Annotated in this window: 17 protein-coding genes; 8 read left to right on the forward strand and 9 right to left on the reverse strand. The window is 75.1% G+C overall.

Annotated features, from left to right (window positions below; translation table 11 throughout):
- Positions 1 to 156 precede the first annotated feature (156 nt).
- Entirely contained in the window at positions 157 to 1,596 is a 1,440-nt protein-coding gene (locus AB0E96_RS01945; RefSeq protein WP_359817350.1) for a GuaB1 family IMP dehydrogenase-related protein, read from the reverse strand.
- 332 nt (positions 1,597 to 1,928) lie between these two features.
- Here AB0E96_RS01945 and AB0E96_RS01950 point away from each other — a divergent pair, with 332 nt between their 5' ends.
- Positions 1,929 to 3,431: an SDR family NAD(P)-dependent oxidoreductase gene (locus AB0E96_RS01950; protein WP_359817437.1), complete on the forward strand. Its 1,503-nt coding sequence runs from the start codon at positions 1,929 to 1,931 to the stop codon at positions 3,429 to 3,431.
- 21 nt (positions 3,432 to 3,452) lie between these two features.
- The gene (locus tag AB0E96_RS01955; RefSeq protein ID WP_359817352.1) at positions 3,453 to 4,022 is read left to right on the forward strand and encodes an NUDIX domain-containing protein; all 570 of its coding nucleotides are present in this window, start codon (positions 3,453 to 3,455) and stop codon (positions 4,020 to 4,022) included.
- 60 nt (positions 4,023 to 4,082) lie between these two features.
- On the opposite strand, the gene AB0E96_RS01960 is transcribed toward AB0E96_RS01955, so the two are convergent.
- The 3 genes from AB0E96_RS01960 to AB0E96_RS01970 are packed head-to-tail and all read right to left on the reverse strand — an operon-like array spanning position 4,083 to position 7,521.
- On the reverse strand, positions 4,083 to 6,317 hold the full coding sequence (locus AB0E96_RS01960; RefSeq protein ID WP_359817354.1) for an FtsX-like permease family protein: 2,235 nt from the start codon (positions 6,315 to 6,317) through the stop codon (positions 4,083 to 4,085).
- Positions 6,314 to 7,000 (reverse strand): ABC transporter ATP-binding protein, encoded by a 687-nt coding sequence (locus AB0E96_RS01965; RefSeq protein ID WP_359817356.1) that lies wholly within the window; start codon positions 6,998 to 7,000, stop codon positions 6,314 to 6,316. The genes AB0E96_RS01960 and AB0E96_RS01965 overlap by 4 nt, the downstream gene beginning before the upstream one ends.
- A complete protein-coding gene (locus AB0E96_RS01970; protein ID WP_359817358.1) occupies positions 6,997 to 7,521 on the reverse strand; it encodes a PadR family transcriptional regulator in 525 nt (174 codons plus the stop codon). Before AB0E96_RS01970 ends, AB0E96_RS01965 begins: the two co-directional genes overlap by 4 nt.
- Before the next feature lie 396 nt (positions 7,522 to 7,917).
- Between AB0E96_RS01970 and AB0E96_RS01975 the strand changes: the two genes are divergently transcribed.
- Positions 7,918 to 8,577, forward strand: a complete 660-nt coding sequence (locus tag AB0E96_RS01975; RefSeq protein WP_359817360.1) for a hypothetical protein — start codon at positions 7,918 to 7,920, stop codon at positions 8,575 to 8,577.
- A gap of 150 nt (positions 8,578 to 8,727) precedes the next feature.
- Here the strand turns inward: AB0E96_RS01975 and AB0E96_RS01980 are convergent, their stop codons facing one another.
- Positions 8,728 to 9,405 (reverse strand): YoaK family protein, encoded by a 678-nt coding sequence (locus AB0E96_RS01980; protein ID WP_359817362.1) that lies wholly within the window; start codon positions 9,403 to 9,405, stop codon positions 8,728 to 8,730.
- A 139-nt stretch (positions 9,406 to 9,544) separates the two neighbouring features.
- Positions 9,545 to 10,279 (reverse strand): MgtC/SapB family protein, encoded by a 735-nt coding sequence (locus AB0E96_RS01985; RefSeq protein ID WP_359817363.1) that lies wholly within the window; start codon positions 10,277 to 10,279, stop codon positions 9,545 to 9,547.
- Between the two features lie 548 nt (positions 10,280 to 10,827).
- Between AB0E96_RS01985 and AB0E96_RS01990 the strand changes: the two genes are divergently transcribed.
- The 4 genes from AB0E96_RS01990 (at position 10,828) to AB0E96_RS02005 (ending at position 15,904) form a co-directional block, all read left to right on the forward strand.
- Positions 10,828 to 11,616 (forward strand): ABC transporter ATP-binding protein, encoded by a 789-nt coding sequence (locus AB0E96_RS01990; RefSeq protein ID WP_359817365.1) that lies wholly within the window; start codon positions 10,828 to 10,830, stop codon positions 11,614 to 11,616.
- Entirely contained in the window at positions 11,613 to 14,354 is a 2,742-nt protein-coding gene (locus AB0E96_RS01995; RefSeq protein ID WP_359817366.1) for an FtsX-like permease family protein, read from the forward strand. The genes AB0E96_RS01990 and AB0E96_RS01995 overlap by 4 nt, the downstream gene beginning before the upstream one ends.
- A 264-nt stretch (positions 14,355 to 14,618) precedes the next feature.
- A complete protein-coding gene (locus AB0E96_RS02000) occupies positions 14,619 to 14,990 on the forward strand; it encodes a BlaI/MecI/CopY family transcriptional regulator (protein WP_359817368.1) in 372 nt (123 codons plus the stop codon).
- Positions 14,987 to 15,904, forward strand: a complete 918-nt coding sequence (locus AB0E96_RS02005; RefSeq protein ID WP_359817370.1) for a M56 family metallopeptidase — start codon at positions 14,987 to 14,989, stop codon at positions 15,902 to 15,904. The genes AB0E96_RS02000 and AB0E96_RS02005 overlap by 4 nt, the downstream gene beginning before the upstream one ends.
- Positions 15,905 to 16,121: 217 nt before the next feature.
- On the opposite strand, the gene AB0E96_RS02010 is transcribed toward AB0E96_RS02005, so the two are convergent.
- The 3 genes from AB0E96_RS02010 to AB0E96_RS02020 all read right to left on the reverse strand — a co-directional run bounded on the left by AB0E96_RS02010 (position 16,122) and on the right by AB0E96_RS02020 (position 19,902).
- Positions 16,122 to 17,141 (reverse strand): acetamidase/formamidase family protein, encoded by a 1,020-nt coding sequence (locus AB0E96_RS02010; protein ID WP_359817372.1) that lies wholly within the window; start codon positions 17,139 to 17,141, stop codon positions 16,122 to 16,124.
- Entirely contained in the window at positions 17,138 to 18,664 is a 1,527-nt protein-coding gene (locus tag AB0E96_RS02015) for an APC family permease (protein WP_359817374.1), read from the reverse strand. Before AB0E96_RS02015 ends, AB0E96_RS02010 begins: the two co-directional genes overlap by 4 nt.
- A gap of 161 nt (positions 18,665 to 18,825) precedes the next feature.
- Positions 18,826 to 19,902, reverse strand: coding sequence for a substrate-binding domain-containing protein (locus tag AB0E96_RS02020; protein ID WP_359817376.1), 1,077 nt, complete (start codon positions 19,900 to 19,902; stop codon positions 18,826 to 18,828).
- 55 nt (positions 19,903 to 19,957) lie between these two features.
- Between AB0E96_RS02020 and AB0E96_RS02025 the strand changes: the two genes are divergently transcribed.
- The gene (locus AB0E96_RS02025; RefSeq protein ID WP_359817378.1) at positions 19,958 to 20,470 is read left to right on the forward strand and encodes a MarR family winged helix-turn-helix transcriptional regulator; all 513 of its coding nucleotides are present in this window, start codon (positions 19,958 to 19,960) and stop codon (positions 20,468 to 20,470) included.
- The last annotated feature ends 120 nt before the right edge of the window (positions 20,471 to 20,590 follow it).

Genomic DNA, 20,590 nt, shown 5'->3' on the forward strand with positions numbered 1-20,590 from the left:
GCCCGCGGCCCCCCGCCCCCCCGCGGCGCGCCGCGCGCCGGCCGACGGTACGAGCGCGAGTCCGAACACCGCCGGCACGACCACCGCCGCCACCGTCACGACCCCCGCCGCCACGGACGCGCCCGCCGGCCCGGCTCCGGCGGGTGCCGGTGGCGGTCAGGCCCAGCTGGAGTGCAGCGGCTTGCCCTCGGCGTAGCCGGCCGCGCTCTGGACGCCCACGATCGCCTTCTCGTGGAACTCCTCCAGGCTGCCGGCGCCCGCGTAGGTGCAGGAGCTGCGGACACCCGCAATGATCGAGTCGATCAGGTCCTCGACGCCCGGGCGGGCCGGGTCGAGGAACATCCGGGAGTGCGAGATGCCCTCCTCGAACAGCGCCTTGCGGGCACGGTCGTACGAGGAGTCCTGGGCGGTGCGGTTGCTGACCGCGCGGGCCGAGGCCATGCCGAAGCTCTCCTTGTACTGGCGGCCGTCGGCGGCGGTCTGGAGGTCGCCCGGGGACTCGTAGGTCCCGGCGAACCAAGAGCCGATCATCACGTTGGAGGCGCCGGCGGCCAGCGCCATGGCGACGTCGCGCGGGTGGCGCACGCCGCCGTCCGCCCAGACGTGCTTGCCGAGCCGGCGGGCCTCGGCGGCGCATTCCAGGACGGCGGAGAACTGGGGCCGGCCGACGCCGGTCATCATCCGGGTGGTGCACATGGCGCCCGGGCCGACGCCGACCTTGAGGATGTCGGCGCCCGCCTCGACCAGGTCGCGGACACCGACGGCGGAGACCACGTTGCCGGCCACGATGGGGATCTTCGGGTCCAGGCCGCGCACCGCGCGCAGCGCGCTGATCATGGACTCCTGGTGGCCGTGCGCGGTGTCGACCACCAGCACGTCGGCACCGGCCTCGATCAGCGCCGAGGCCTTGCCCGCGACGTCGCCGTTGATGCCGACGGTGGCGGCGATCCGCAGCTTGCCCGCCGCGTCCACGGCCGGGCTGTAGAGGGTGGCGCGCAGCGCGCCCTTGCGGGTGAGGAGGCCGACCAGCCGGCCCTCGGCGTCCACGACGGGCGCGAGCTTGCGGTGCGCCTCGGTGAGCTTGTCGAAGGCGGTCCGCGGGTCGATGCCCTCGTCCAGCACCAGCAGGTCGCGGGACATGACGTCGGCCAGGCTGGTGAAGCGGTCGACGCCCTGGCAGTCGGATTCGGCGACCACGCCGACCGGCTTGCCGTCCTCGACCACCACGAGGGCGCCGTGCGCGCGCTTGGGCAGCAGCGAGATCGCCTCGGCGACGGTGTCGCCGGGGGCGAGCGTGATGGGGGTGTCGAAGACGAGGTGGCGCTGCTTGACCCAGGAGACGACCTCGGCGATGACCTCGGTGGGGATGTCCTGCGGGATGGCGACCAGGCCGCCGCGGCGGGCGACGGTCTCGGCCATCCGGCGGCCGGCGATGGCGGTCATGTTGGCCACGACCAGCGGGATGGTGGTGCCGGTGCCGTCGTTCGAGGAGAGGTCCACGCCCTGCCGGGAGCCCACGGCGGAACGGCTGGGGACCATGAAGACGTCGTCGTACGTCAAGTCGTACGAGGGCTTGAGGTCGTTCAGGAAGCGCATGAAGAAGGGCTCTCTGGCTGGGGGGATACACCTCGGGTGCGGTTGCGGCGATGCCGCCGGGGCGCACTCGGGCGCCCGGCACCCAGCGTTCGATTCTCCGGGAGGGCGGGGGCAAAAGCCAGTTCGAAGAGCATTGCTGGGGCTGTACACAAACCGTGATCAATGCTCCGCGCGTAGACATGGAGGATCATCCAAAGACCCCCTCCGACGTCCGGTTTTCGCCCGGGCCGGGGCCGCTCCCGTAGCATTCACGCGGTAACGGGCATGACTTCACGCGTGTGGGCGTGGCGGAACGGGAAGCGGCAGCAGGCGTGAGCATCGGGCAGACCGACATCGAGCAGACGGACACCGGGCAGGACCGGGTCGAGGGCACCGAGGAGGACATCGACTACGGTCCCGGCCTCGACCCCGAGCGGCTGAGGCTCTGCCTGGAAGTGCTCGCCGAGCTCGACGAGCTGCACGTCGACCACCCGGACGCGATCACCGTCCGCCAGGCCGTCGGCGGCATATTCCGGACCCTCAAGCAGCGCCGCCGCCAGGAGACCCGGGCCCGCAAGACCGCCAACGACCGCGAGGTCACCGCCCGCACCGCCACCGGTGCGCCCTCCCGGATCGACGACGAGACGGCCGGCGCCTTCGGCCTGACCACCGTCACCACCACCGAGATCGCCGGCATCCTGGAGCGCCCGCGCTCCTGCTACACCTGCAAGCAGCGGTACGTCGAGGTCGACGCGTTCTACCACAACCTCTGCCAGAACTGCGCGGTCAAGAACCGCGCCCGCCGGGACGCCCGCGCCGACCTCACCGGCAAGCGCGCGCTGCTCACCGGCGGCCGCGCCAAGATCGGGATGTACATCGCGCTGATGCTGCTGCGCGACGGCGCCCACACCACCATCACCACCCGCTTCCCCAACGACGCGATCCGCCGCTTCAAGGCGATGCCGGACAGCGACGAGTGGATCCACCGCCTCAAGATCGTCGGCATCGACCTGCGCGATCCGGCCCAGGTGATGGCGCTGGCCGACGAGGTCGCCGCCGACGGCCCGCTGGACATCCTGATCAACAACGCCGCGCAAACCGTGCGCCGCCCGCCGGAGTCCTACCGCGAGCTGGTCAACGCCGAGTCCGCCCCGCTGCCGGCCGGCGAGCTCCCGCAGGCCACCACGATCGGCCGCTTCGGCAGCGGCAGCGTCGACCTGCCGGCCCTCCCCCACCAGGCGGACGGCGACGCGCAGCGGATCGCCGCCGAGGACGTCACCTCGCTCGCCCTGGTCACCGGCTCCGCGACGCCCGCCCGGATCGCGGCCGGCACCGCGATCGACGCCGGCGGCCTGGTGCCCGACCTCGCCGACACCAACAGCTGGGTGCAGACCGTCTCGGAGGTCGGCCCGATGGAGCTGCTGGAGGTCCAGCTCTGCAACTCCACCGCGCCGTTCATCCTGATCAGCCGGCTGCGCCCGGCGATGGCCGCCTCCGCCTCGCGCCGCAAGTACGTGGTCAACGTCTCCGCGATGGAGGGCGTGTTCTCCCGCGGCTACAAGGGCGCCGGCCACCCGCACACCAACATGGCCAAGGCCGCGCTCAACATGCTCACCCGCACCAGCGCGCAGGAGATGTTCCAGAGCGACGGCATCCTGATGACCGCCGTCGACACCGGCTGGATCACCGACGAGCGCCCGCACCCGGACAAGATGCGCCTCGCCGACGAGGGCTTCCACGCCCCGCTCGACCTGGTCGACGGCGCCGCCCGGGTGTACGACCCGATCGTGCGCGGCGAGGCGGGCGAGGACCTGTACGGCTGCTTCCTCAAGGACTACGAGCGCGCCAACTGGTAACCGGCTGAAGGAGATGGCGAGTTGAGCACCGCACCGACCGCACCGAACCCGGCCGGCACACCGGAGCCGACGCACGCGGTGGGCCCGGCGGAGGCGCCGGCCCCGGCGAGCGCGCCGACCCCGTCGGCCGCACCGGCCCCTCCGAACGCACCGCTGCTCGGCGCCGGGGTCATCGTGCCCACCGGGGACGGCCGGGTGCTGGTCGGCCGCCGGATCACCGCCGGCGAGCCGCCCACCTGGAGCCTGCCCGGCGGCAAGGTCGACCTCGGCGAGTCCTTCGAGCAGACCGCGGCCCGCGAACTCGCCGAGGAGACGGGCATCGTGCTGCCCGCCGAGGAGATGCGGGTGCTCGCCGTGCACCTCGACCACGAGCTCGGCCGGCCCCGGCTGACCGCCGCCGTGCTGGCGCCGCCCAGCCTGGCCGAGGCCGTGGTCACCGAGCCGCACGCCTGCGCCGGCTGGGAGCGCTTCCCGGTGGACGCGCTGCCCGGGCCGATGTTCTACCCGTCCGCGTTGGTCCTCGGCAGCTGGCTGCCGGATCTGGACGTGGTGCGGGCCGCCGGGACGCACGGCTACCCCGTCGGCCACTGAGCGCGGGGCGGCCCCCGTCGGCCACTGAGCGCGGACCACGGGGCCGACCTCGACGGGAGGTCAGCCGTTGCGGGCCGCCTCCGGCCCGGTGATCCGCTTCAGCAGCGGCAGCGTCGAGGCGATGATCCCGAGCGACGAGGCCAGCCCGAAGGCCGTCAGCCCGTAGTAGACCGCGCCCGGGGGCACCAGGTCGTACTGCATCTGCGATTTCAGGAACATCGCCGCCGCCGCGAAGCCCGTCCCGGTCGCGATCACCGACACCGCCAGCAGCGGCAGGGCGCTCTCCAACCCGATCACCCGCTGGAGCAGCCCCAGCGGCGCCCCGGTCAGCCGCAGCATCGCGAACGGGCGGCGGCGGTCGGAGAGCCCGGCCACCACGCTCACCGCGAGGCTGCACCCGGCGATCGGCAGGGTGGTCAGCAGCACCACGTGCGCCAACTGGCGCCAGGCCTGGAGCCGTTTCTGCGCCTCGGTGCCCCAGTCGTCGACCGTCCGGGCGTCGTACCTCGGGTAGGCCGTGGTGAACAGCGTCCGCAGCCGCTCCTTGGCCGAGGAGGTGCCGTCGGTGGAGGCGTAGAGCAGCTTCACCGGGAGCGCGGCGGCCTCCTCCGCCGGGAGCGGCGCGGTCGGCCACTCCCGCGCCGTGCCCTCCTGGAGGTCGAGGAACTGGACGACGGGGACGGCCGCCACCGCCGCTCCGGGCGCGCAGTGTCCCAGCACCGGCACCTGCGCCAGGTCCGAGCAGAGCACCAGCGCGGGTACCGGGACGTGGGCGGGCGCCGGCGCCGTGCCGATCCGGTCCGGGTTGTGGTGCGCCGGCACCAGCCCCCGGAAGCCGGGCACGGACCGGACGGAGGCCGTCAGGCCGTCCGGTACGGTGCCGAGCGTCTCCGCGGAGTCCAGCCGGTGCGGGAGGTCGACGACCGCCTTGCGGACCTCCGGGTCACCGCTCAGCCGGGCCCCCCGGTTGGCGTCGATGGTCCCGATGACGCCGATCGTCGCACTGGTCACGAACAGTGCCACCACCAGGCCCGCCACCGCCCGGAAGCCCGTCCGCGGATCGTCGGCGAGCCGGCGCACCGCGATCAGCGCGGCCGGACGGCTGGTGCGCAGGGCCACCGCCCGGGCCGCCGTCATGGTCAGCCAGGGCCCGGCGACCACCAGGCCGAGCATCACCAGCAGGAATCCGGTGAGGTAGGCCGCGGCCTGCCCGTTGGAGGTCGTCGGCCGGTTGCCGACGAAGTAGCCGAGTTCGGCGAGGCCGAGCAGCAGCGGGGTCAGCCGCCAGGCCCGCGGCGGCTTCGGGGTGACCCGCCGGGTGACGCCGAGCGGGGAGACGGTGACCCGGCGCAGCGCGAACCGCGCGGCCAGCGCCGCCGCCACCGGCACGCCCAGCGCGACCACGAGCGCCTGGCCGAGGTGCAGGCCCAGGTCCGCCCGGTAGAAGCGGTCCCCGGTGAGCCGCATGTCCGCGATGACCGGGCGCAGCGCGAGGTGGACGCCGAAGCCCGCGGCCGTACCGATCACCGAGGCCACCGTGGACTCGACCGCCGCGATCACCGACACCTGCCGGGGCGTCGCCCCCACCAGCCGCATCGCGGCGAAGCGCTGCTCCCGGGTGGCGGCGGACAGCCGGGTCGCGGTGCCGATGAAGATCAGCACCGGGAAGATCAGCGCACCGACCACCACGCTCAGGGTGAGGGTCACGGCATCGCCGTGGATGCCGAAGCCCAGGCAGTCGGCCGCGCACCGGTCCGGCATCGCGGTCGCGATCGCGGTGACCGGCCTGGCCTCCGGAACGCCCTTGAGCTCGTCCACGGTGCGGCCGGCCACCATGGCCAGGGTGTCGGGGGAGGTCAGCGCCTCGGGTCCGATGGTCCCGACCGGCCGGCCCGGGAAGCGGTCGCCCAGTTCGGCGGTCGGGGTCCTGCGCAGCAGCTCTGCCAAGGCGGGCGAGGCGTAGTACTCGCCGGGGGCCGGCAGCCGGTCCAGGCCGGGTGGAAGCGGCGAGGCGGGGCCGGTCGGGGCGACGTCGAACTCGACGATCCGTTTGCCCTGGTGGAAGTGGTCGTGGCCGTACCACCAGAGCGGGTCCGTCTGGGCCGTCCCGGTCCAGTCCGCGGAGCCGGTGTTCATCCAGAGCAGCCGCCCGTTGGAGTGGCCGACCGCGTTGAGGGCGGCGAGGCTCGACAGCAGCAGCCCGACCCCGATCGCGACCGCCGCCGCGATCATCAGCAGCCGGGCCACCGCCTCCCGGCCGCCGCTGACGGCCAGTCGGAGCGAGAAGGGGATCACGGGGCCACCGTGCCGACGGAGAGGGTGCGGGCCAGGCCGTCCCGGACGACCGCCTCACGGTCCGCGTACGCGGCGACCCGGGCCTCGTGAGTGACCAGGATGACGGTGGTGCCCTGCTCCTTGGCCGAACCCACCAGCAGCTCCATCACCTGCTCGCCGGTCAGCGAGTCCAGCGCGCCGGTCGGCTCGTCGGCGAACAGCACCCGCGGCCGGGCCACCAGGCCCCGGGCCAGCGCCACCCGCTGTGCCTGACCGCCGGACAGCTCACCGGAGCGGCGCCGCTCCATGCCATCCAGGCCGAGCCGGCCGAACCAGGGCCGGGCCTCGGCCAACGCGGCGGAGCGGCGCACGCCGTTCAGCAGCAGCGGCAGCGCGATGTTCTCCTCGGCCGTCAACTCCGGTACCAGCTGCCCGAACTGGAACACGAAGCCGAACACGTCCCGACGCAGGGCGCTGCGCCGCGCCTCCGGCATGGTGTCCAGGCGCTGTCCGTCGAACAGCACCTCGCCCGCGTCCGGCACCAGGATGCCGGCCAGGCAGTGCAGTAATGTCGACTTGCCGGAGCCGCTGGGGCCCATGACGGCGAGCACCTCGCCGGCCCCGACGGACAGGCTCGCCCCGCGCAGGGCGGGGGTCTCGCCGAAGGCGAGGGCGACGTCACGGGCCTCGATGATCGCGGTCACGCCTTCACCTCGACGGCGAGCGCGTCCAGGCGGGCGGCGGTGAGGTCGATCCAGCGCAGGTCGGCCTCCAGGTGGAACAGGCCGTGGTCGGCGAGCAGGGAGTCCACCAGGGCTCCGGTGCGGCGCAGTTCGGTGAGCTCGCGCATCCGGCGCAGGTGGGCGGCGCGCTGGGTGTCCAGGTAGTGCTCGGCGTCACGGCCCAGCATCAGGGCCAGCACCACCTTGGTGAACAGCACCGACTGGAGGTTGGGCTCGGGTGCGACCGGCTCCCGTAGCCAGGTCTCGAACTCGGTCGCCCCGGTCTCGGTGATGACGTAGCGCTTGCGCTCGGGCCCGTCGCCGGGCTCCGCCTCGCCGGCCACCACCTTGCCGTCACGGGCCAGCCGGCCGAGGGTCGCGTACACCTGGCCGTACGGGAGGGGCTTGCCGCGGCCGAAGAGGGCGTCGTAGTCGCGCTTGAGGTCGTAGCCGTGGCTCGGCTCACGCTCCAGCAGCCCGAGGAGGGTCAAAGGAACACTCATGCGGGGAAACATACACCCGGCGTATACTCCGAGTGTATACCTGGGCGGAACAAGGCCCCGAGCTGGGGCGACGTCAGTTTCCGTGCGCGGAACGGGCAGGAGCCCGCCCGGAACAGGCAGGAGGTGACCCCCACGATCACCCCCTGCCCCGTTACCGCGACCCGGCGCCCCCACGGCCGATCCGGGTCTCGGCCGCGCCCAAGCACCGGGAGGGCGCCGCCGCTCCCCAGCTTGCCCGCCCCGGCGCGCGGATGCCGAGGGCCGAACGTCCCGGGCTCGGGGCCGAGCGGCCCTGGCGGTCCTACGGGCGCGCACGACTCTTGTGCGCGGGGGGCCGCCGGGTGGACATTGGGGCGGAACCGCCCCGCGTCCCCGCGCCCCTGAGGAGCCCTCACCGTGTCCAGCACTCCCCGTCCGACCCGGCCCGCGTCGCTCCCGCAGCGCACCGGCCGCCGGCTGCGGCGTGCCTTCGGTGCCCGGCACGAGCCGCTCGCCCGCCCCCTCGACCGCTCCCGGGCCCGCGCCTGGCTGTCCGCCCTGCTCGGCGCGGTGATCGCGCTGGCCCTCTGCGCGGGCGGCTCCCTCCTCCTCTACCGCTCCACCGCGCACCAGGCCGACCTCGACCGCGGACGGCTGCGGCAGGTCGACGCCGTGGTCCGCGACATCCCGGACCGCACCACCGCGGCCACCGGCAGCCGCTACTCCGGCGGCTACAGCAACCGGATCGACGTCACCGCCGTGTGGACCGCCCCGAACGGCATCCAGCGCCTCGGCACCGTCCAGGCCCCGCACTCCGTTGTGCCCGGCAGCCGCCTCCCGATCTGGGTCGACCCGGTCGGCGCCGTCTCCGCTCCCCCGGGCGACCGCGCGGCCCTCGCCGTCTCCGCCGCCTGCACCGGCGCCGGCGGCCTCCTCGCCCTGCTGGCGCTGCTCCTCCTCGCCCTCCGTGTGCGCCTCCACGCCCTCGACCGCCGGGCCGAGGCCGCCTGGGCCGCCGACTGGGCCCGCCTCGAACCGCTCTGGAGCGGGCGCGCCGGCCACTGCCGCGAGGACTGACCAGGCCGCCGTACCGTCAATCGCCGTTGACCGCCCGGGAGCAGCGGCCGCCGGCACGCCCGGCCGACCCGTCCGCCCCCCGGGGGCGATCCGCCGACCGCGGGGGCGGTCCGGGCGGGCACCGGGACGGTAGAGGGAGCGTCGGACCGCTCAGCGGGGGTGGGTCCAGGCGGGGGCCGGGGTGGGTTTGGCGGCGTGGTGGGTGAGGGCCGCGACGGCGAGGAGAAGCGCGAGGGCCAGTGCCAGGGCGAGCGGGATGTCGGCGTGGAGGACGAGGAGGGCGCCGAGGAGGGCGCCGGCGAACATCCAGACGGCGGAGGCGAGGCGGCGGGGGCCGGTGCGGTCGGCGGCGAGGGCCGTGATCGTCATGGTGAGCACGGTGGTGGTGAGGTCCGGGACCTTCAGGGCGCGGACCACCGCGTTCTGACCGCCCATCGCGAAGCCGAGCAGCCCGATCAGGGTGTAGCGGGCGGGGTCGGAGGTGTGGCCGACCACGGCCGCCAGCACGGTGGCCGCCGCGACCAGTGCCGACTGGAGGGCCACGGCGGCGGTCAGCAGGTGTCCGCGGTGGCCGGGCAGCCGGCGGGCGAGGTGGCCGCCGGCCAGGGCGCCGAGCAGGAAGGCGGCGAGGGCGGCCAGCGAGGCGGTGGCCGAGAGGTTGGCCGCGCCGGCCAGGGCGAATCCGAGGAACACCACGTTGCCGGTCATGTTGGCGACGAAGACGTGGCCGAGTTCGAGGTAGCTGATCGCGTCCACCACTCCGGTGACCACGGTCAGCACCAGCAGCATCGGCACCAGCGGCCCGTGGTCGGGATCGGGGGTGGGCATCGGACCTCCAGGGGGATCGATCGGCGGGGTGGTGAAACGGCCCGGGCGAATGACCCGGGCGAACGGCCAGGGCGAACGGCTCGGGCGAACGGCCAGGGCGAATGGCCCGGGCGAACGGCCCGGGTGACCGCCCGTCCGCTCAGGCGAGCGCCGGGTTGCCGGGCTCCTCGGACTCGTCGTCCAGGTGCCAGTGCAGGTCACGCACGCCGGGCTCCAACGACAGCCTGGTGACGACCTGTTCGAGCGCCGGCGTCACCCGGCCGGTGATCGCGACGGTGGCCCGCAGGCTGGTGGCGTCCCCGTTGTCGGTGCGGCGGGCGCGCAGGCCGGTCGGGGCGAGGCCGGAGGCGGCGAGGGCCTGGAGGAGCAGTGCCCGGATGTGGGTCTCGGACTTGCGGTCGCACTCCAGGTGGACGGTGGCGCGGCAGGTGGAGTCCGGGTCGTTGCCGGACTGCGGGGTCCGGTCGAGGAGCCGACCGGCCGGGCGCAGCACGAGGTGGACGCCGAGCACGGCGAGGGTGCCGAGGACGGCGAACTGGAGTTCGCCGGAGGCGGCGAGCACCCCGACGGCGGCCGAACACCACAGTGTCGCGGCGGTGTTGAGGCCGCGGACGCCGGCGCCGTCGCGCAGGATGACGCCACCGCCGAGGAAGCCGATGCCGGAGACGACGTAGGAGGCGACCCGGGTGGGGCTGCCGGTGTCGCCGACGGCCTCGCTGTAGAGCACGAACAGGGTGGCGCCGGCGGCGACCAGGGCGTTGGTGCGCAGGCCGGCCATCCGGGCGCGCCACTGGCGTTCGACGCCGATCAGCGCGCCGCAGGCGACGCCGGTGGCGAGCCGGATCAGGAAGTCGACGGTGGTCAGGGTGTGCACGACGGCACCTCCTTCACGGGAGGAGGGGTACGGACGATGACGCGCGGCCGGGGCCCGGTGCGGCCCGGACGACCTCGATGATGGCGATCGCCGTCACGGCCGACCGGGAGGCGCGCAGGGCCCGGGACGGACCGTACGGGTGGTCGCACCGCGCGGTGGCGGCACGTCAGGGGGACGGGCGGAGAACGCCCGGTGAACGTCGGGGAAGGGCGCTACCGCACACCGCGGGGGCGGGGGCGACTGCGACCCGGACTACCGCAGTCCATGTCTCCCGCCTCCTTCCGGCCCGGGCGCATCGGGGTGCGCCGCTCCACGGCACAGCCCGGCGGAGAGGAAGTCCCGCCCGGGGCCGTGAACCTTCCCGAGCATAGACCGCCCCCGAACGATCGGTCCCGGTTTCCGTCGACATCCTCGACAGCTTTGTAGAAGTTTGACCGAACCCGATCACCCCGGCCATGGATTCCCGGGAACCACCCTGACTTGCCTCGCGTCCTCCGACATATATAGTTCACCGACATATGCAGTTGAGCAGCTCACAAGGGGGAAGAGTGTCCCACACCGATCCGACCCGGCCCGCACCCGTCCTGCGCCTGACCGACGTCACCCGGGTGCACGGCCGGGGTGCCGCCGAGGTGCACGCCCTGCGCGGCATCGACCTGGCCGTCCACCCCGGCGAGTTCGTCGCCGTCATGGGCCCGTCCGGCTCCGGGAAGTCCACCCTGCTGACCCTCGCCGGCGGGCTGGACCAGCCCAGCGGCGGCGAGGTGCTGGTGGAGGGGGTCGCGCTCGGCGGCCTCGGCCGCGGCAGGCTCGCCGACCTGCGGCGGCGGTCGATCGGCTACGTCTTCCAGGACTACAACCTGATCCCGGCGCTGACCGCCGCCGAGAACATCGCCCTGCCGCGCGAGCTCGACGGAGTCCTGGGACGCCGGGCCCGCCGGGTGGCGCTGGCCGCGCTGGAGGAGCTGGGCATCGGCGAGCTCGCCGACCGCTTCCCCGACGACATGTCCGGCGGCCAGCAGCAGCGCGTCGCCATCGCCCGCGCCCTGATCGGCGACCGCCGCCTGGTGCTCGCCGACGAGCCCACCGGCGCCCTCGACTCGGCCACCGGCGAGGCGGTGCTCGCCGTCCTGCGCGCCCGCTGCGACGCCGGCGCCGCCGCCATGATGGTCACCCACGAAGCGGCGCACGCCAGTTGGGCGGACCGGGTGGTCCACCTGCGGGACGGCGCGATCGCCTCGGAGGCCCCCGGCCGCCGCTCCTCCGCCCGCCTCGCCGCCGTCCCCCCGTCCGGCACCGGGCACCCGTACGGTGCGGTCGGCGAGGTGGCGCGGTGAGGATCGGAGCCTGGCGGGTCGCGCTGCGCATCGCCCGCCGCGACGCCCTGCGCGCCAAGGGCCGCAGCGCGCTGATCGCCGCCATGATCGCGCTGCCCGTGCTCGGCGTCACCGGCGCCGACGTGGTCCACCGCAGCGGCCAACTCACCCCGGCCGAAAGGGTCGAGCGGGTGGTGGGCGGCGCGGACGCCCTGGTCACCTCGCTCAGTCCGGGCCAACTCGTCGAGCAGGCCCCGATCGCCGAGGACGGCGCCTTCGCCGTCCAGCCCCGACCGGGGGAGCAGCCGACGGCCGAGCAGGTGAAGGGCGCGGGCACCGACCCGGTCGCCCTGGTCGGCTCGCTGCTGCCGCCCGGCAGCGTGCTCACCCCGGCCCGGCCCGGGCCGGAGGCCGGGGCGACCTCGCCCGAGGGCATGGTCCGCACCCTCACCACCGAGGCCGACCTCGGCGACCCGCTCTGGCGCGGACGGCTCGACCTGGTCGACGGACGGGCGCCGGGCGCCCCGCACGAAGTGGCCGTCACCCGGGCCTTCCTGGACCGCACCGGACTCGCGCGCGGCGCCACCACCACCCTCCAGGGCCTGGAGGGCACCACGTACACCATCACCGGTGTGGTGGAGCACCCGGGCGAGCTGGGCCGGGTCGAACTCGTCGCCAGGCCGGGCGAGTTGATCGACCAGCTGAGCGGCGCGCTGGCCGCCGGCGGGCCCGCCGCGGAGAAGCCCTCCGACAGCCGGTCCGCCTGGCTGGTCCGACTGCCCGCCGGGGCCGCCCTCGACTGGGCCGCCGTCCAGCGGTTCAACGCCCACGGCTACACCCTGACGGCGCGCTCGGTGGCGCTCGCCCCGCCGCCGGAGCAGGCCGTCCCCTACTACCGCGACGCCTACCGCTACAGCGACCCGACGGCCGCCAACAACACCAGGATGGTCGTCGCCACCGTCACCGGCATGGCGCTGCTGGAGGTCGCCCTGCTCGCCGGGCCCGCCTTCGCGGTCGGCGCCCGCCGCTCGCGCCGCCAGCTCGCCCTGCTCGGCGCGGCCGGCGGCAGCCGGGCCCACGTCGGCGCGGTGGTGCTCGGCGGCGGCCTGGTCCTCGGCGCGGCCGGGGCGGCGGTCGGCGTGGTGCTCGGCACCGCGGTGGTCGCCGTGCTGCGGACGCGGATCGAACAGTTCGGCGGCGCGCGCTTCGGGCACTTCGCCGTACCGCCGCTGGACCTGCTGGCGATCGCCGGCATCGGCCTGGTCACCGCGCTGCTCGCGGCCGCGCTGCCCGCCCTGCAGGCCGCCCGGCGCAGCGTCACCGCCGGCCTCACCGGCCGGGACACCGTCCGCGCCCCCAGCCGCCTGGTCACCTTCGCCGGTCTGGCGCTGGTCGTCCTCGGCGGGGTCCTCGCGATGTACGGCGCGGGCGTGGTGCAGCGCGACCGGCCGGGCATGGGCGGCTACGACACCCGCACGCTCACCGTGCTCGGCGGCTCGGTGGTCGCCGAACTCGGCCTGCTGCTCTGCACCCCGATGCTGGTCGCCCTGATCGGCCGGGCCGCCGGCCGGCTGCCGCTCGGGCCGCGGCTCGCGCTGCGCGACTCCGCCCGGCACCGCTCGCGCACCGCTCCGGCGGTGGCCGCGGTGATGGCCGCGGTGGCCGGCGCCGTCGCCATCGGCGTCTACACCACCAGCACCGACGCCGAGAACCGGCGCGACTACCAGCCCGAGGCCCCGTACGGCGCCGTCCAGCTGGTCAGCCACGTCGAGGGCCCCCGGCTCGCCGAGGAGCGCGCCGAGCTGGAGAAGCAGCTGAGCGGGCTCGGCCCGCGCGGCGACCTCGGCCAGGTGGAGTACCGCTTCTGCGACAACTGCTCCAGCGTCGTCACGCTCAGGGGCCCGGCGGAGCGGCGCGGCCTCGGCGCACCGCCGCACCTGGCCGCCGGTGACACCACCGTGCTGCACAACCTGTTCGACGTCCACGACCCGGCCGCCGAGCAGGCGTTGGCCGCCGGCAAGCTGCTGGTCTTCGACCGGGCCCTGGTGGGCGCCGACGGCAAGGCCGTGATGCTGCTGCGCGGCGGGGGCGGCGCGCCGCTCCAGCCGGGCGAGGTGCCCAAGCCGGACCTCCAGGAAGTCCCCGTCGACGCGGTGCTGGTGGACAACCCGGGCGCCGCCGGGTTCGCCCAGGGGCTGGTCTCGCCCGCCGCGCTGCCCGCGCTCGGGCTCGCCGCCCGGCCGACCGGCTCCGTCTGGCTGCCCGCCACCCCGCCCGACCGCAAGGCGCAGCAGCGCGCCGAGGCGGCCGCCGTCCGGCTGGACCGGCTCGCCCGGCTGACCGTGGAACGCGGCTACCAGCCGAAGAGCGACGCGCTCACCCTGGCGCTCACCGGCTTCGCCGGGCTGGTCGTGCTCGGCGCCGCCGGGATCGCCACCGGCCTGGCGGCGGCCGACTCCCGGCAGGACCAGGCCACCCTGGCCGCGGTCGGTGCCCCGCCGCGGATCCGGCGGAGCATGGCGGGCCTCCAGTGCACGCTGATCGCCCTGCTCGGAGCGCTGCTCGGGGCGGTCAACGGGTTCGTGCCGGCGGTGGGGCTGCTGAAGTCCCGGGCCGGCGGGCTCGGAGCCCCGCCGGCGCTGATCACCGCGCCCTGGGGCGAGCTGCTGCTGATCGTGCTGGCGCTGCCGGTGGTCGCGGGGCTGCTCGCGGCGCTGTTCACCCGCTCCCGCGTCCCGCTCGGGCGGCGGCTGTCCTGAGAAGGGGCGGCCGGCCCGGGGGGCCGCACGTCCCCCGGGCCACCAGCGGCGGCCCCGGGACGCCGCCGTCCGTGTCCGAGGGGCAGCGGGCGTCCTCGGACACGGCTTGGACACCGGCCGACCACCTGCTGGACACCACCCGCGACGCGCCGGGCGTCCGCCCCCTCGATTCGAGGGCGGGCGCCCGGCGCTCTTCCGTACCATGGGCCGCGGTCCGGCGGGCGAAGGGCGCCGGCGGCCGGCTCGGCGAGGGAGAAGAGGGCGGTGCTACGGGGGTTCGGCGATCTGGAGGCCGAGATCATGGACCGGCTCTGGTCCTGGGCCCGGCCCGCCACGGTGCGCGAGGTGGTGGACGACCTCCAGAACGAGCGGGCCGTCGCGTACACCACCGTCACCACGGTCGCGGACATCCTGCACACCAAGGGCTGGCTGCGCCGCGCCAAGGTCGGCCGCGCCTGGGTGTACGAACCGACCTGCACCCGCGAGGAGTACACCGCCCGGCTGATGCACCAGGCGCTGGAGACCACCCCCGACCGGACGGGCGCGCTGCTCCACTTCGTCGACCGGATCAGCGGCGACGAGGCCTCGGCCCTGCTCGCCGCCCTCGAACAGGTGAAGTCCCGGGGCCCCGAGTGACTCTCGCGCTGCTCTGCCTCCACCTGGTGGTGACCGGTGTCCTGCTGCCCCGCCGACTGGCCGGCTCCGCCCGGATCCAGGCCCGTCCGGTGGCGGGCGCCGCGCTCTGGCTGGCGCTGATGGCCTCGTTCACGGTGGGTCTGCTGCTCACCGCCCACCACGCGGCGGAGCCCTTCGCCCACCGGCCGGCCGGCCTCCTCGGACTGCTCCGCCTGTTCGGCCCGGTCCGGGGCCCCGGCCCGGGCGTTCCGGCGCTTCCGCACACCCACGACTGGTGGCTGCTCGCCGTCGGCGGGGCCCTGCTCGCCGCCCTGGTGACGGCCGTCGGCCTGCGCACCGGACGGGCCCGGCGGCGGCACCGGGCGATGCTGGACCTGGTCGCCGCACGGGACCGGCGCTGGGACGCGCTGGTGCTGGAGCACCCGCGTCCGGCCGTCTACTGCCTGCCCGGGCGCCGCGCCCGGGTCGTGCTGTCACGCGGGGCGCTGCGGCTGCTGGACGAGCGCCGGCTCGCGGCGGCCGTCGCCCACGAGCGCGGGCACATCCGCGGCCGCCACCATCTTTTCCGGCTGCCCGCCGACACCTTCGCGCTGCTGCTCGGGCCGCTGCCGCTGGCCCGGCTGGGGCGCTCCGAGGTGGCCCTGCTGCTGGAGATGGCGGCCGACGACGCGGCGCTGGCCCAGGTGTCGCGGAGTGAACTGGCCTCCGCGCTTTGCGCGTTGGCGACCGCCGACACTCCCGGCCGGGGAGCCCCGGCGGGCGGCGGCCCGCTGGACGCGGCGTCCACCGGGGTGCTCACCCGGGTGCGGCGGCTGGCCCGGCCGTCGAGCGGACGGCGCCGGCCGGTGTGGGGGCTCGGGGCGGCGGCGCTGCCGCTGCTCCCCTACCTGCTGGTCTGCGCGCCGCACCCGTAGCCCCGCCGGACAACGGCGACACCCGCCGGGAACACCGCGCGGGCCCGTCGGCCTGGGGGTGCCGACGGGCCCGCGGTGGGGGCGGGGTGGGGGCTCTGGGTGGGGGCTCGGGGGTGGGGGCGGGGTGAGGGCTCTGGGCGGGGGCTCGGGGTGGGCTGCGGGATTTGCCGGGACCTTGACCCGCGGGGCTGAACCCGGCGCGCCCGGCCCCGCGTTGCTACCGGTGCCGCAGGTACGCCCCGGCGGTCGCGCGCAGCCGGTCGTGCAGCCCGTCGTAGGCGCGGGCCCGGCCGAGCAGGTTCTTCGGCAGCTTGGCGACCATCGTGTAGTTGGTGTCGCAGACGTTCGCCGCCGGGGCCAGCCCGGCCTGGCTGACCAGCTGGTAGGCGTCGAGCTGGTCCAGGCCGAGGAGGCCGGCGGTCCAGCCGACCAGGTCGTGCTGGCTGATCCGGAACGCGTCCTCCAGCGGTCGGGCGGAGCCGGTGCTGATCAGGAAGTCGTCGTTCTCCAGCCGGGGCCAGGCCGGGCCGCCGCCCTTGACCAGGTCGACGATCACGGTGGTGCGCATCGCGGCCTCCACCGCCGTGCCGCACACCTCGCCCTCGCCCTGACGGGCGTGGCCGTCACCGATGGCGAGCAGGCCTCCCTCGACGTTGACCCCGAAGTAGGCGGTGGTGCCGGCCCGCATCTCGGGGGTGTCCAGGTTGCCGCCGTGCGCACCCGGGGTGATCGAGGCCAGCACCTCGCCGGCCGCCGGGGCGACGCCGACCGTGCCGTGCATCGGGTCGAGCGGCAGCTCCACCGTGAACTCGCTCCTACGGGCCCGGAACCGGCAGACGCCCGCCTTCACGTCCAGGTCGTAGACCCAGACCCGCTCCTCCAGGGCCGGGTGCAGCATCGCGGTGCTGTGGGTCGCGGTCAGCGCGCCGAAGTGCGGGAAGGTGCTGGAGATGCCGTGGTCCCGGGCGGGGGTGATCTCCACGAAGTGCACCGCGAGGACGTCCCCGGGCTCGGCGCCCGCCACCGCGATCGGACCGGTGACCGGGTTGAGGTAGGGGAAGACGCAGACCTGGCTGGGCAGGTCGCCGGTGCCGCGCACCTTGCCGCCGAAGCAGTCCTCGGTGGTCAGCTCGATGACGGTGCCGGGCTGGACGGTGACCAGTGGGGCGCGGCCGCCGAAGGTGTACGCGTAGTCCTCCGGGGTGGGCTTGAGCGTGACGGTCTCGGGCAGGCTCACTGGTTCTCCTTGGGGGTGGTGCCGTTCGCGGTGGTGCCGGTGTTCGTGGTGGTGGTGCTCCCGGCGGCGGAGTCCGCGGAGTCCGCGGCGGCCGGGGCGGCCGGGGCGGCCGGGGCGGCGTCGGTGCCCGACCCGGCCTCGGCCTCGGCCACGGCCAGCCGGGGCTTGCGTCCGGTCGCGATCAGCCCGGCAAGCACGATCCCGCCGACGAGCAGCCAGACGAACCCGAGCCGCTGAGCCGCGATGTTGGCGTTGACCACCACGTACGCGAGGATCGCGAAGCCGAGCGCGGGGGCGATCAGGTGCCGCCAGTAGTCCTTGCTGCGCTGCCGGACCAGGTAGTGGACGACCACGGCGACGTGCAGGACCAGGAAGGTGGTCAGCGCGCCGAAGTTGACCAAGGTGCTCAGCAGGGTGATGCCGTCCTCGCGCGAGGCCATGTAGAGGCCGAGCACCAGCGAGATCCCGGCGGTCAGGAGCGTCGCGTTGACGGGCACCCGGCGGGTGGGGTGGATCCGGGCCAGGAAGGCGGGCAGCTGGCGGTCGCGGGCCATCGCGTACAGCAGTCGGGAGGTGGCGGCCTGGGCGACCAGCGAGTTGGCGAAGCCCCAGGCGACGGCGGTGGAGGCCGCGGTCAGCGTGGCGAGCCAGCCGCCGGCGGCGGTGCGGGCCGCGTCGTAGAAGGCGGTGCCGTTCGGGTCGCCGTCCCGGATCAGCGCGTCGGGGTCGGCGACCAGCAGCGAGGCCACCCAGGTCTGCACGATGAACAGTGTGCCCGCGAGCAGCAGCGCGGCGACCATGGACCGGCCGATGGCCTTGGCGGAGTCCCGGTTCTCCTCCGAGAGGGTGGAGATGCCGTCGAAGCCGAGGAAGCTGAGCACCGCGATCGAGACCGCCCCGAAGGCCAGGCTCCACGAGAAGGTGTGCGCGTTGTAGAGCGGGGTGAAGTCGAAGCCCCGGCCCTTGCCGTTGGCCAGGGCGATCACGCCGACCACCACGAACAGGGCCAGCACAACGAGTTCGCCGATCAGCATCGCCTTGTTGACCCGGTTGGTGGTCTCGATGCCGAGGTAGTTGACCACGGTGTTGAGCAGCACGAAGCCGATCAGCCAGAGCCAGACCGGGACGGACGGCACCAGCGAGTTCATCGCGACGCCGGCGATCAGGTACAGCAGTCCGGGCACCAGCACGTAGTCGAGCAGGATCATCCAGCCGGACAGGAAGCCGACCGGGGCGGCGATGCCCCGGCCCGCGTAGGTGTAGACCGAGCCGGCCATCGGGAAGGCCCGGGACATCTGGGCGTACGACAGGGCGGTGAACATCATCGCCACCATGCCGAGGACGTAGGCCAGGGCGACCATGCCGCCGGAGCCCTGGAAGACGCCGCCGAAGATGCCGAAGGGCGCGATCGGCACCATGAACACCAGCCCGTAGACGAGCAGGTCGGTGAAGCCGAGCGAACGGCGCAGTTCCTGCTGGTAGCCGTAGCTCTCGATGCCCTTGGGCGCGGGTGTGTCGGCCATGGTGCTCTCTCTCCGTGACGACCCTGCGGGGTGTGTGGAGAGACTGTAGGGGGAACTATTTCCAGATGGAAGGGTTTCGTTCCGACATTCCACCTGGCGAGAAACGGGGCGCCCTCGGCACGGGCGACGGGACCGGGGACGTGGTGCGCCGGAGGCGGGGCTCAGCGCGGCAGGACGGCGAAGCCGAGCCCCTCGGCCCGGGCGAGGTGGATCGACGCCCGGCCCGCGTCCTCACGGTGCAGCAGCTCGGCGGCGGCCGCCAGCAGTCCGTCCGGGGCCAGGGCCCGACGGGCCGCCAGGTCGGCGAGCAGGTGCAGGCCCTCGTACAGGCCCACCGCGTACGCGTCCAGGACCGGCGCCCACGGGCCGCACAGCGCCCGGTGCCGCTCGGCGAGGCTCTGCCGGCGCTCCTCGGGCAGCGTCGCGAAGGAGGGCATCGCGGCGTACAGCGTCCCGGTGTCGTCGCCGCCGAGCGCGAGCAGGCCGTTCTCCTCCAGGGCCCCGGACAGCCGCACCAGCGTGCGGTCCAGCCCGCTGCGCCGCAGCGCCCGGTTGAAGTGCACCAGGTCGCGCCCGATCAGACTGAGCAGCAGGGCGTCCGCATGGGCGTCGCGCAGCGCGTCCAGCAGCGGTTCGAGCCGCTCCTCGACCGCCCCGAAGGGCACCCTCCGCTCCAGCACCACCCGGGCGCCGGCCCGTGCCGCGAGCCCCTCGGCGGACCGGTGGACGGATCGCGGCCAGATGTAGTCGTTCCCGATCAGCGCCCAGCGCCGAAGGTGGTGACTGGCCGTCAGCTCCCGCATGGCCGAGCCGAGTTGGCGGGCCGGGTCGATCCCCGTACAGAGCACACCCGGCAGCCGGGAGCCGCCCTCGTGCGGCGGGGTGAAGACGTAGGCGATCCGGCCCGCGGCGGCGGCCTCGACCGCCCGGTGCACATCGCTGGTGTGGCAGCCGGCGAGCGCGTCCAGCACCCCGGCGGCCAGCAGCCGCCGCACCTCTCCGGCCACCCGGCCCGGCGCACCGCCGCCGTCCACCAGGACCAGCTCCAGGGGGCGGCCGAGGACCCCGCCGCCCGCGTTGACCTCGTGCGCGGCGAGCAGGGCTCCGTCCAGCGCGGACGGGCCGGTGAGCCCGAGCGGACCGGACTGCGGCACGACGAGGCCCACCCGAAACGCCGTCCCCTCGTGGACCGAGTGCAGCGCGTCGAGCGGATCGATCAAGCTCACCTCGACGCTCACAGTGCGAGTATCGTCGTACCGCCGATATCGGGAAAGGCCGGAACGGGAGGGTCCGATGAGCTCAGTTGGTGCCGCACCGGAGGTCGAGGGCCGCTCCCCCGGCGCCGCCGGGGACCAGGGCCTGCCCGAGCCGGCCCTGCCCGAGCCGGCCCTGCCTGACCCGGCCCTGCCTGAGCCGCTCCTGGTCGAGCTGGTCACGCTGGCCCACCGCCGGCTCTCCGGCGGCCTCGCCGCCGCCCTGGCGGAGGAAGACTGCACCGTCGACCAGTGGCGGCTGCTGCGCGTCCTCGCGGACGGCCGGGGGCACGCGATGGGCGGACTGGCCCAGGCCCTGCTGATCCCGCAGGCCAGCCTGAGCCGGCTGGTGGACTCGCTGGCCGACTCCGGCCTGGTCTACCGCCGCCAGGACGACCAGGACCGCCGCCGGATCACCGCCCACCTCTCCCGCCAGGGCCGCACCCGGCTGACCCGCCTCGACGCCCTCGCCGCCGCCCACGACGCCGCCGTCCGCCGGGCCTGCGGCCTCACCGATCCCGCCCACCTGCTGCGCCGGCTCGCCGCACTCTGACCGGCCCGCCGGCGCCGCCGCCGGACACTCCCCGACGGCACCGGCCCGCCGAGCGGCGCCACGCGGCCCCGAAACGCCGGCGGCCCGCCCCCGCCGGAGCGGGAACGGGCCACGGCGGGC

It is taken from the genome of Kitasatospora sp. NPDC036755 (assembly GCF_040636595.1).
Lineage (GTDB): Bacteria > Actinomycetota > Actinomycetes > Streptomycetales > Streptomycetaceae > Kitasatospora.